The organism is Pseudoalteromonas sp. P1-8, from assembly GCF_001399985.1.
GTDB lineage: Bacteria > Pseudomonadota > Gammaproteobacteria > Enterobacterales > Alteromonadaceae > Pseudoalteromonas.
In genome coordinates this window covers 301,388-313,560 of record NZ_LJSO01000005.1, presented here as the reverse complement: position 1 = coordinate 313,560, position 12,173 = coordinate 301,388, and the positions used below count along the sequence as shown (strand labels likewise).

The window sequence follows — 12,173 nt, the reverse complement described above, 5'->3', positions numbered from 1 at the left end:
GGTGCGAGATATTGTAGGCGTGAAATTTATTTCGCGAGAAAGCCTAGCACCTAGCACCTAGAGCCTACCCCCTAATACCTAGCACCTAGAGCCTACCCCCTAATACCTAGCCCCTAATTTTTTCAAACCCCAAACAAAAAAATGCCACCTTTCGGTGGCATTACACACGGGATTATTTCTATTTACTAGAAATGCTTTTCAAAGTTCAAGGCGGTGCGCTTTTCACCCAACCTCAAACTCATAATTACTTCCAACTTTTCATCTTGTGGCCTTTAACAGCATAGAAAAGTATGAATAAATAACAAGGCAACATCACAATATAAGCCATTTGTTGTGCTTCTGCGCTTTTTACGCCGCCACTTGCTAGGCCCCAAAATAATGGGCCAAATGCCCCACCAGCTATACCCATAACGAGCAGACCAGAGCCTACACTAGTTAGCTTGCCTAAACCAGATAATGCTAACGGCCAAACTGCCGGCCATACAATGGCATTAGCAAAGCCTAGCACAGCAATGAGTAATAAGGTATCAGGCAGTACCGATTTTAGGCCAAATAATGTTGATATAAATACAGTTTCATTGCTACCTGTAACTATCGCTAGAGTTAACACGCAACCCAATACCGCTGAAATTGTCAGCGCTGTTTGCTGCGATAACACTCTTGGGATAAGTAAAATCCCTAAAAAGTAACCTAACACCATACAACCCATGGTGTACGATGTCATAACACTGTATTTTTCAACACCTAAAGACAACGCAAAGCTACCAATGGTGTCACCTGCGATAACTTCAACAGCTACATAAACAAAAAGTGCCACAATCCCTAACGCAAGACTCGGATGGCTCAGCGCTTCTTTTACCTGCCCCGGTTTTTGTTCATCAACATCGTCATCAATTAACTCTGGTAATGGCATTTTAGTAACTGCAAAGCCGAGTATACCAATAAAAATAGCCATCCCTAAATACGGTAATATTAAGCCATTGGCCATGGCATCAATATCAGTTTGGCTAAGTTCTTTACCTACAAAGCCTTTAAAATCGCTGAGTATCAGTGCAGTAAATACAATCGGCGCAACAACACCTGCACCTTTATTTAATATACCCATAATACTAACGCGAGCCGCGGCTGATTCTTCTGGGCCAATTCTTACTACGTATGGGTTAACCGCTGTTTGTAATAACGTTTGCCCAGCTCCCATAACAAGTTGAGCGAATAAAAACAGTGCAAAAATTTGCGTTTTTGCAGCAGGAATAAACAGTAAACCTGCCACCATCATGGTCGCCATACCCAGCGCCATACCGTTTTTATAACCTACCTTTCTGATGATCATCGCCGAAGGTAGAGCCGTAAAAGTCACAGCGATATAAAACGAGAAAATAATCAGCGATGCCTGAAAAGGTGAAAGCTGCAAAATTTGCTGTAAAAATGGCATCAGTGAGCCATTTAACCATGTAGCAAAACCTAGTATAAAAAACAGCGTGGCAACAATCGCCATAGGCACAACACTGCTTTGTTTATTCATTTCAGACATAACATTTCCCATAACAGCACAGTTCGACTCTACAGCGCTGCTGATTCAGATGATTATATAAAATAGATATTAAATATTTATAACACTATCGCAACAAAAATGACAGCGCTGACATACTTTTTAGATGCCGTAGGCGTGTAGTTTATTTCACACGATGAATTTGGATTAGCCGTCAGCTTTCAGCTATCAGTTTTGAGCGAACGGTGTTGAATTTAAGACGCGCCAAGCAAGCGTGACGCCTACGAGATACGAGATACGAGATACGAGATACGAGATACGAGATACGAGTTGCGAGATACGAGATACGAGGTGCGAGATACGAGATGCGAGATGCTAGGTGCGAGATGCGAGATACGAGATACGAGATGCGAGGTGCGAGGTGCGGGATGCGGGATGCGAGATACGAGATACGAGTTGCGGGATGCGAGATACGAGATGCGGGGTGTTGTAGGCGTGAAATTTATTTCGCGCGAAGTTTTTAGGCCGCCAGATTTTAGTCAGACGCGCAAGCAAAAATGACGCCTACACTTTGCTGTAGGCGTCACATTTATTCATCGCAAAAACATTACTCACCAACAACGGTCACGCGGCTGGTTTGCTGTGCGTTTAAGCGGGTGCGTAAAGCAACATTTGCATTGCTATCAACTTTTACAGGCTCGGCATAAGTTTGCCAGCTTTGGCCGTTGTCTAGGCTGTATTCAATGCTCAAATATGCAAATGCACTGTTGGCAAATAACTTACCATTTTCAATCACACCGCCTGGTACCGGTAAATGCAGATCAATGCCATCTTTGGCTAACTTATCAAGCTCTTTTAAACCGACTGCACTTGAGAACTCAGCCCAGTCTTTTACTTGTTTTTTACTATCGACGTTTTCGCCTTCCCAATCGGCTTTGTGCCATGCGCGCTCTGCCACTGACAGAATACGCGGGAAGATCATTGCTAATACTTGCTCTTCAGTGCGGATTGTTTCTGACCATACCTGACCTTGCATACCCAGAATATTTTCAGGCTTTTCAAGTTTAGGTAACGGGCGGCCCACCAACGCTTCTAAATTAACGATTGGCTCACGAGTGCGGGTGTAGTCGGCATTGGCATACACGTCATCAGGCATGTAATTAAAGGCTTTTTTAGTATCTGTGTAACGAGTTGCCCAGTAATAACCACGCTCTTCAGGGCTTGCTTCGTATGGGTGATCAAAATACAAATGCGTACCGTGTGATAGCACCACTTGGTAACCGGCATTTGCTAGGCGGTATGCTCTATCGGCAACGCCCCACTCCCAAATGTTATCCCAAGTATTTACGGTAAAGGTTTTATTAGGGAACTCATCACGTTTAAACGAATTTTCGCGGTCGTACATGATGCCATCTTCCCAAATCCCCGGAGAAATACCGCGTTTTTCAAGTAAGGTTGCAACACGTTGTGTGAAATAAGGTTTTAAATCAGCAGGGCCAGCTACACCGTTATTAGGATCAGCAAATAACGCCTGACAGATTGGCGAGCCTATCCACGAACCTGCTCCAACTTCATCACCACCAATATGCAGGTTCTTTAACTGCACACCTGCTTCGCGATACATCTGCTGAAGTTCATAAGTTACTTTATCTAAAAATGCGTAGGTAGAGTCCATACACACATTCATTGAGTTATCTTTGTAGTTTTGTACCGTCATGTACACAGAGGTATCTTTGGGATCAGTAAGCAAGTATTGCGTTGCTGGTCCCATATCTATGTGTTGAATTTCTTTGTTTGCAGAGCGCGTTTTAATGTTGTTTTTAGCGGCTTTCTTAGCTTCTTCTAACATGTTGTGATAACGCGCTTCCATCGCTTTGATTGAGGCACGCGCATGGCCAGGGCCTTCAACTTCAGGGATGATTTGAATATGGCGGTCTTTCGCAAACTTTAATAGCTCAACAAACTCATCACGTTTCAAATAACCGTTGCCAGAGCCTGATTTAAATGGCCCTGTGCCAAGCTGAGTTAATAAACACTCGCGCTCTTCTAAATCAAAGCAGCGATAGCCGCCAACGTCTGTGAGCTCTGGTAACCCTGGGATCTCAAGTCGCCAGCCTTCATCTTCTGAAAAGTGCCAGTGTAGCTTATTCATTTTATAGCGAGCCATTTGCTCAACCAGCTTGAACATTGCTTCTTTGCCATGATAGTTACGACCATTATCGTAATGCATACCACGCCAACCATAACGCGGTGAGTCTTCAAGTTCTAACTGCGGTAAGGTGGCACTGCCTTGGCTATTTGCAGGAATGAGGTTTAATAAGCTTTGCATCGCATAAAACACACCGGCGTTATCGCTACCTACGATGGTGATCACTTCATCATCAATCTCTAGGGTGTAGCTTTCTGCTTTTGCATTATTGAGTTTAGGGTCGACTTTTAAGCGAATAACATTTTCTTTGCCGACATCGATATGATCTGGCTGTGCTTTAAGGCTAATGCCATAGTCATCTTGCAAGTCTTGCATAAACACCATAACTTCGTGTTTCAGCTGACCTTGATAACTGATTTGCCAATTATTGTTTAACGTTGCGCTACCTCGATTAAAATCGACTTTACGAGGCTTCGGAATAATACGCTTTAAAGCATCGCCTTTACTAACCGACACCTTATCAGTGCTATTACGCTCGAAACGTACTTTTGCCGTTGCTAAAACCGATAAATCTTTTGGTTCATTGTAACGGCGTAACTGATTTTCACGGGTAAATGGCGTCACAAACTGTTTAAAGTCTTCAGTGTCGGTGTTGGCAAATACGGCTGGTTTATTCTTACCCGAAACAAAAAATGCCCGTGGCATAAAGTCACTGTAAGCAACAATCCATACTTGCGCATCGAACGGCAGCTCTAAGCTTTCACCTGCTGCTAACCCCTTAAACGAGCTCGTTGGTACGATGCGATGAAGGTCACCATTAACATGTTCAATGTTTAGGCCCGCGACATGCTCGGTTGAGATTTTACGAACTGAGTGAATATAAAGCTGCCAGTCGCTCTCGCCTGCAGGTAACGCCACATCAGAGCCATTATTGAGGGTAATTTTTCCTAAAAAGCCCGCATCTTTATTACGAAAGTTATCTTCAACCGAAAATAGCAGTTCGGTATCTTTCGCAAACTGATCAACTTGCGATTGAGTTAATGCTGCACTTGCCATTAAAGGCGCAGTCGCTAGCATTACCGCGAATAGTGACTTCTTAAAATCCATTACTTTCTCCTCGTTTAAGCCCTGAGTGTACGGTATTTCTGCGTACTATTTTTCATTTTTGTTAATAATTCGTTCCTATCATATAAAAACTAAAATGACAGCGCTATCATTTTGTGAAAAATAAAAGGTGAGGAGTTAGCTATCAGCTATCAGCTATCAGCTATCAGGCTGACGGCTGACGGCTCAAATCTTAACACAAAGATACTTCTCTTCTAGATACTCGTCTAACCCTTGATGGCCGCCTTCTCGGCCTAAGCCTGACTGCTTAACGCCGCCAAATGGCGCTACGGGATTTGAAATAAGACCTTCGTTAATACCAATCATGCCGTATTCGAGTGCTTCGCTTACGCGATAAACTTGCTTGATGTTTTCACTATAAAAATACGCAGCTAAACCATAAGGTACGTCGTTCGCAAGCTGAAGTACTTCTTGCTCATCATCAAAGGCGATTATGCTGACTACAGGGCCAAACACTTCATCATGATAGATATCCATCTCAGGGGTTACATCGATTAAAATTAATGGCGCTTGAAAGCTACCTTCAAGCTCGCTGTTGTCACCGATTAACGACGCCCCTTTATCAACCGCATCTTGCACAAGCGTTTGAACTTTCTCTTTTGCCTTAGGGTAAATTAATGGGCCAATATCTACCCCGTCATCAAGACCATTACCTACCTTTAACTCAGCTACTTTGTCTGTGAGTTTTTCGAGCACCGCTTCAAGCACTGAGCGCTGAACAAAAATTCGGTTAGCGGCAACACAGGTTTGTCCTGCGTTTCTAAATTTAGCCCCCATAAGGCCAGCAACCGCCTCATCTAAATCGGCATTATCGAAAATAATGAACGGGGCATTGCCGCCAAGTTCCATTGATGTTTGTTTAATGGTTGAAGCGCACTGCGATAGTAACTGCTTACCTACACCGGTTGAGCCCGTGAATGTGAACTTACGCACTCGCTCCGACTCGGTCATGATCTCACCCACCATTTTTGCGTTTTCGGAGACCACCACATTCAGTGCTCCTTTTACAAAACCAGCTTTATCAGCAAGGTAGGCTAAGGCAATAGCGCATAATGGCGTATGCTCCGAAGGTTTAATCACAAAACTACAACCCGCGGCATAAGCGGGTGCCACTTTACGGGTGATCATCGCAATCGGGAAATTCCAAGGGGTAATACCAGCCACCACACCAATGGGTTGCTTTATCGTTGTTAAACGATGCTTACTGTCGGTAGCAGGGATGGTGTCGCCATAACTACGCTTTGCTTCTTCACTAAACCACTTAATAAAGCCCGCACCATATTCCACTTCGCCCAGGGCTTCTTTTAAAGGCTTACCCTGCTCTTTGGTCATTAGTTCAGCGAGCTGTTGCTTGTGCTCAATGACTAAGTCGTACCAACGGCGTAACGTTTCACTACGCTCGGTTGCGGTTGTTTGCTTTAATTTGCTAAATGCCTCGTCAGCACTTTTTATTGCTTGCTCAACCCCAGCCTCATCAATATTAGAGACCTGCGTAATTGCTTGTCCAGTTGCGGGGTTATCTACACTAAAACGCTGGCTCGTAGAGTAAAAGTCACCGTCGATAAACGAATCAGAAAAAACCAAATCAGACATAGAACCTCCAAGTAAAAGCTATCAGCTATCAGCTATCAGCTATCAGCTATCAGCTATCAGCTCTCAGACGTCAGATTCGATCGGTAGGGTTGTTTAGTGTGGTGTCTCGCTCAGCATTCGGCCTGTTCATTCTTCGGGTAGGTTGGTTTGAACGCAGCGAAACCCAACACAATCCATGTAAACCTGTACTTTGATAAAACCAAACTATCATAAAGCACTCCCAAGGTTATGCTTGACCTAGAGCCTAGAGCCTAGGGCCTAGAGCCTAGAGCCTAGAGCCTAGAGCCTAGAGCCTTTACCCTCGCTAACTCGCAACTCACCCCTAGCACCTAACCCTATTATTTCCCCTAAAACTAATTACTTACCTATAGCTAAAGTTGTTTTTGTTTCATCATTTCGTCATGAAAAACCACTTTTTTAGTAACAATGCCTTCTTAGTATGGCTGCGCTAATTATCCAAGTGCAGTTTAGTTAGCACTCAAATTCTTAAAATAACGTACTAACGGAACGTAACGATGAAAATTAATAAAATTGCTACTGCAATTGGTTTAACGCTGGCATTGTCAGCGACGGCCAATGCAGGTGTGTTACCAGACAGTCAAAAACAAAATGATTGGTATAGTGCTGCTGAAACAAAATTAACAGAAAAAGAAGCGGCGGCTCAGGCTGAGCAAACGTTTAAAGCTAAAAATGTCATTTTATTTGTTGGCGATGGTATGGGTATCTCAACGCTAACTGCATCGCGTATCATGGCGGGGCAAATGGAAGGTAAGTCGGGCGAAGAAGGCTTACTTAGCTTTGAAGAATTCCCTTACTCAGCGCAAATCAAAACTTATAACGTTGATGCGCAAACCCCTGACTCTGCAGGCACAATGACAGCAATTATTTCAGGTGTTAAAACCGATGTAGGTGTAATTGGTGTTAACGAAAATATCGAGCGTGGCAAGTGTGCAACCGTTGCGGGTAATGAGTTAATTACCGCAACAGAGCTGGCAGAAATTAAAGGTCTAGCAACAGGTGTTGTCTCAACGGCGCGTATTACTCACGCAACCCCGGCTGCAACCTATGCAAAATCAGCTGACCGTAACTGGGAAGACGTGTCAGACATGCCAGCTGATGCTGTAGAAGCCGGTTGTGAAGATATCGCCTCACAACTTGTTAATTTCGAGAAGAACCTAGAAGCACGCTTCGTAGGTACTGACGTAGATGGTCTTGAAGTTGTGATGGGTGGCGGACGTCGTCACTTCTTACCGAAAGATGCAGCGTTCAATTCAGCTGATGCAGTCAGTGAAGTAGAAGGTGACCGTACTGATGAGCGAGACCTAACTGCTGAATGGCAAGAAATGTACCCTGATGGCATGTACGTCATGGACCAAGCTGGCTTTGATACACTAAATGCTGACAGCAAACGTGTATTTGCATTATTTAACGAGTCACACATGCAATACGAAGCAGATCGCGCTAACGATGTTGCGGGTGAGCCGTCATTATCTGAAATGACAGGTAAAGCGATCGACATCTTAAAGAGCAATGAAAAAGGCTTTTTCTTAACCGTTGAGTCTGGTCGTATCGACCATGGCCACCATGCGGGCAATGCTTATAACGCGTTAAACGATACCGTTGAATTTGCCAAAGCAGTGCAAACAGCAGTTGAGAACACCAACCCAGAAGAAACACTTATTCTTGTTACTGCCGACCACAGCCACGTATTTACTATTGCGGGTTATCCAAAGCGCGGTAATCCAATCTTAGGTCAAGTGGTTGCCATTGGTAGCGAAGAGCCAAGCCTTGCGGCAGATGGTATGCCGTACACCACAGTTGGTTATGCAAATGGTTTAGGTTTTCGCGATTTAGGTGATGAAACTGATGCAGATGCATCATATAGCGAAGCGGCATTTGCAGGTCGTGTTGATTTAACGGGTGTTGATACGACGATGCCTGGTTATCACCAAGAAGCTACCGTGCCATTAGGTTCTGAGACTCATGCGGGTGAAGATATTTCACTTCATGCAAAAGGTCCAGGTGCGCAACTAGCACAAGGCGTTGTGGAGCAAAACGTAATTTTCCACATCATTAACCAAGCTCTAGAACTAATTGAAGAATAATGGCGACGACGATGAAAAAACTAAATTTAATTTCTCTTGCTGTAGTAGTGGCATTAGCGGGTTGTTCTGATGACGATGACAACTCACCAAAAACATTAACCGTTGAAAATACATTAGCTGTTGGTTCTGAGCAGTGCGTAAACGGTGGTACAGAAACGCTAACCGGTGCAGATAGCAACGATAACGGTGAGCTAGACTCAGCAGAAGTAACGGACACAACCGTTGCATGTAATGCACCAGCAACGTCGTTAACGGCATCGCAATTAGCGCCGTTGACTGATAATGAATGGTTCAAGTCAGCACAAGTTAAAGTCGCTACTAGCGAAGAAAACATTGCTGCCGTTGTAAAAGAGTCTGGTAAAGCGAAAAACGTGATTCTGTTTGTTGGTGACGGCATGGGTATTTCAACCGTGACGGCAGCACGCATCATGGCCGGTCAGCTTGAAGGTAAGTTAGGTGAAGAGCACCAACTAAGCTTTGAAACACTACCTTTCTCAGGGTTTGCTAAAACCTATAACGTTGATGCGCAAACACCTGATTCTGCGGGGACGATGACAGCAATGGCATCGGGCGTAAAAACGGATGCTGGCGTTATCGGTGTTGATGAAGACATCGAGCGTGGTAACTGTGCAACGGTTGCAGGTAATGAACTAGTTACAGCCACTGAACTTGCAGAGATTGCCGGTAAGTCGACTGGTATTGTTTCGACAGCGCGTATCACTCATGCAACACCTGCAGCAACGTATGCAAAATCGGCCGACCGTAACTGGGAAGACGTATCAGATATGCCAGAGGCGGCAGTTACCGCTGGTTGTGAAGATATTGCATCGCAATTAGTTAATTTTGAAGCAAACCTAGAAGCACGCTACGAAGGCCTAGATGTTGATGGTTTAGAAGTTGTGATGGGCGGCGGTCGTCGTCATTTCTTACCGAAAGATGCAGCTTTTAACTCTGCTGATGCTGTGAGCGCTGTAGAAGGTGACCGTACAGATGGTCGCGACCTAACAGCTGAATGGAAAGCTAAATACCCAGCAGGTCAATATGTGATGGACCAAGCAGGTTTTGATGCAATCGATGCAGAGTCAACAGAGCGCGTATTTGGTTTATTTAATGAATCACATATGCAATACGAAGCCGATCGCGCAAACGATGTAGCGGGCGAGCCTTCGCTTGCTGAGATGACAGCAAAAGCAATTGATGTGTTAGACAACAACGCTAATGGTTTCATGCTAACAGTTGAAGCTGGCCGTATTGACCACGGTCACCACGCTGGTAATGCTTACAATGCACTAAGCGATACAGTTGCGCTTTCAAAAGCAGTCCAAGTTGCTCTTGATAAAACCAGCATTGAAGACACGTTAATCATAGTAACAGCTGACCACAGCCACGTATTTACTATTGCTGGCTACCCAAAACGTGGTAACCCAATCTTAGGTAAAGTGGTACCTGTGGGTAGTGATGAACCATCACTTGCAGCAGATAACATGCCATACACAACAGTTGGTTATACCAATGGTGGCGGTTTCCGCGACTTAGGTGATGAGACTGATGCTGATGCAGGTTATAACTATGCACCGGTAACGGGTCGTGTAGATCTAACTGATGTTGACACAACAACACCTGGTTTCCACCAAGAAGCCGTCGTACCACTAGGTTCTGAAACACACGCAGCAGAAGATGTGGGTGTGTATGCAGTAGGCCCAGGTGCACATTTAGTAACAGGCACTAATGAGCAAAGCCTTATCTTCCATGTTATGGATTATGCCGCTGACCTAGTTAAACAAGCCGATGCTAAATTAGCACAGTAATGAGTTCTTGGGAGGCTCTGAGCCTCCCTTACTCAATTAGTTATACTGAAAACCAAGACAAAAAGAGAATCCCGTGAAAGCAGCCATCTTACTTGCCTCATTACTTAGCCCACTTGCTGTTGCAGGGCAATGCGATATGAACACCGGTTTTACGCAAGCAGACTATACGGTCACCACAGATATAGTTGCTAATAAGCAGCATACTGAAAACACCTTTACCCTCTGGCGTACGCCTCACCAGGTGGCTAAGCAGAATCCACAGTTTATTGAATTATGGCAACAGTTGCGCAATCAACAAATTCGCCCAATTCGTTATTTTCAGCATGCCCAGCGTGGTATTGAGTATCAACCATCGGAAGTGCAAGGTGAACAAGATTGGAGTAGCAAATATCAGTTAGTAAGTGATAAGTTTTTAGCCTCTATGACGCACCAGAAAAGCACGGGTGAAGGCTGTGAGCTAACAGAATATTACACACAACAGCAGGGTGATAGCAAAATAGAGCTAAGCTGGCTTGCCAATCAAAAGTTACTCAAAGCAATTCGTATTTCAACACCAACATATAGCCGTGAAATTACTTTAACAGCCAGCCACCACAATCAACAGAATGTGCAGACTGAGTTTGCGAAATGGGATAACTACCAAACAACCGATTACGCAGATATCGGTGATAATGAAAGCGATCCGTTTTTAGCTAAAATGATCAACTTAGGGTTTGTTGAGCATGGCGCGAGCGGTTTTTATGATGCGCAAGGTAATCAGCTCAAAGGTGAGCATGGCCATCATCACTAATTAATTATTACAATGCCGCTTTTTTAGCGGCATTTTTGTCTCTGTAACTCCGTGCTTTCTAGAGCAGTTTATTGTTTGTTTAGTTAAGGCAAAATTACTTATTTCTACGAAGTATTGCAACTATTGTCTGGTTTGATTGGTAAATTGTGCCATTGTTGCTTAAGTTTAACCAAGGAGGAACAGTCATGACAAAAATAAATACAAAACACCCAGCAGGCACTTTCTGCTGGGCCGAGTTATGCGCGAAAGACTGGCAAGCTGCAAAGCACTTTTATACGCAACTTTTTGACTGGAGTTTTGATGACCAGCCGATAGGCGAAGATATGTATTACACCATGCTGAAAAAACAAGGTGATGATATTGCCGCTATGTATCAACTGCCAGAAAGTATGAGAGAGATGCCAACCCATTGGTTATTGTACATTGCTGTTGATGATGTTGACCAAAGCACAGAGTTGGCAAAATCATTAGGTGCAACTGTATTGGCAGGGCCACATGATGTTATGACGGCAGGTCGCATGGTGATGCTTCAAGAACCAGGCGGTGCAACATTTGCCTTATGGCAAGCCGGTGAGCATATCGGGGCTAAACGAGTGCAAGAGCTTAACCTACCTTACTGGTTTGAGCTTGTATCGAAAGACATGCAAAAAAGTCGCGACTTTTATTGTCAGTTATTCGGGTGGCAGTTTGAGGTGAAACCCATGGAGGGCATGGACTACACCTTATTTACCATCGATGAGCAACCGATTGCGGGCATGCTGGAGATGACCAATGAATGGCCCGATGATATTCCACCCCATTGGATGCCGTATTTTGCGGTAGCAGATTGCGATCAGGCAGTCGCTAAAGCAACGCAGCTTAATGGCGCTATTTGTGTGCCAGCAACAGACATTCCAGATGTTGGGCGCTTTAGTGTGATTACCGATCCACAAGGGGCCGTATTTTCTATACTTAAATCAACCATTGATGAATTAACTTAAGCCCTTGGTTTTTGCCAATCTGTCCCAAGGTATATATATCTAAGCCTCCTCAAAATGCACAAACTCGCACCTTGAGGTGGTTTGGGTATAATACCAATCCGCAATAATACTTAGTCATTTTGAGGGATTAAACC

At 44.3% G+C, this 12,173-nt stretch carries 7 protein-coding genes; 4 read left to right on the top strand and 3 right to left on the bottom strand.

Annotated elements, in window-relative coordinates:
* Positions 1-244 precede the first annotated feature (244 nt).
* The 3 genes from nagP to AN213_RS09735 form a co-directional block, all read right to left on the bottom strand.
* The gene (gene nagP / locus AN213_RS09745) at positions 245-1,531 is read right to left on the bottom strand and encodes an N-acetylglucosamine MFS transporter NagP (protein ID WP_095209730.1); all 1,287 of its coding nucleotides are present in this window, start codon (positions 1,529-1,531) and stop codon (positions 245-247) included.
* A gap of 565 nt (positions 1,532-2,096) precedes the next feature.
* Positions 2,097-4,745, bottom strand: a complete 2,649-nt coding sequence (locus AN213_RS09740; protein ID WP_055198472.1) for a family 20 glycosylhydrolase — start codon at positions 4,743-4,745, stop codon at positions 2,097-2,099.
* A 183-nt stretch (positions 4,746-4,928) separates the two neighbouring features.
* Positions 4,929-6,356 (bottom strand): NAD-dependent succinate-semialdehyde dehydrogenase, encoded by a 1,428-nt coding sequence (locus tag AN213_RS09735; RefSeq protein WP_055198470.1) that lies wholly within the window; start codon positions 6,354-6,356, stop codon positions 4,929-4,931.
* A 515-nt stretch (positions 6,357-6,871) separates the two neighbouring features.
* On the opposite strand from AN213_RS09735, the gene AN213_RS09730 reads away from it, so the two are divergent.
* The 4 genes from AN213_RS09730 (at position 6,872) to AN213_RS09715 (ending at position 12,039) form a co-directional block, all read left to right on the top strand.
* Complete coding sequence (locus AN213_RS09730) at positions 6,872-8,461, top strand: alkaline phosphatase (RefSeq protein WP_055198468.1); 1,590 nt, start codon at positions 6,872-6,874, stop codon at positions 8,459-8,461.
* An 11-nt stretch (positions 8,462-8,472) separates the two neighbouring features.
* On the top strand, positions 8,473-10,269 hold the full coding sequence (locus AN213_RS09725; RefSeq protein WP_054561178.1) for an alkaline phosphatase: 1,797 nt from the start codon (positions 8,473-8,475) through the stop codon (positions 10,267-10,269).
* 73 nt (positions 10,270-10,342) lie between these two features.
* Positions 10,343-11,059 carry a hypothetical protein gene (locus AN213_RS09720; protein WP_055198466.1) on the top strand — a complete coding sequence of 239 codons (717 nt, stop codon included), beginning with the start codon at positions 10,343-10,345 and terminating at the stop codon, positions 11,057-11,059.
* A gap of 185 nt (positions 11,060-11,244) precedes the next feature.
* The gene (locus AN213_RS09715) at positions 11,245-12,039 is read left to right on the top strand and encodes a VOC family protein (protein WP_055198465.1); all 795 of its coding nucleotides are present in this window, start codon (positions 11,245-11,247) and stop codon (positions 12,037-12,039) included.
* Positions 12,040-12,173: the final 134 nt, after the last annotated feature.

Excerpts from the sequence above, each read along its gene's own strand:
- AN213_RS09740 (WP_055198472.1), bottom strand. The coding sequence starts at position 4,745 with ATGGATTTTAAGAAGTCACTATTCGCGGTAATGCTAGCGACTGCGCCT.
- AN213_RS09730 (WP_055198468.1), top strand. The coding sequence starts at position 6,872 with ATGAAAATTAATAAAATTGCTACTGCAATTGGTTTAACGCTGGCATTG.
- nagP (WP_095209730.1), bottom strand. The coding sequence starts at position 1,531 with ATGTCTGAAATGAATAAACAAAGCAGTGTTGTGCCTATGGCGATTGTT.
- AN213_RS09725 (WP_054561178.1), top strand. The coding sequence starts at position 8,473 with ATGAAAAAACTAAATTTAATTTCTCTTGCTGTAGTAGTGGCATTAGCG.
- AN213_RS09735 (WP_055198470.1), bottom strand. The coding sequence starts at position 6,356 with ATGTCTGATTTGGTTTTTTCTGATTCGTTTATCGACGGTGACTTTTAC.
- AN213_RS09715 (WP_055198465.1), top strand. The coding sequence starts at position 11,245 with ATGACAAAAATAAATACAAAACACCCAGCAGGCACTTTCTGCTGGGCC.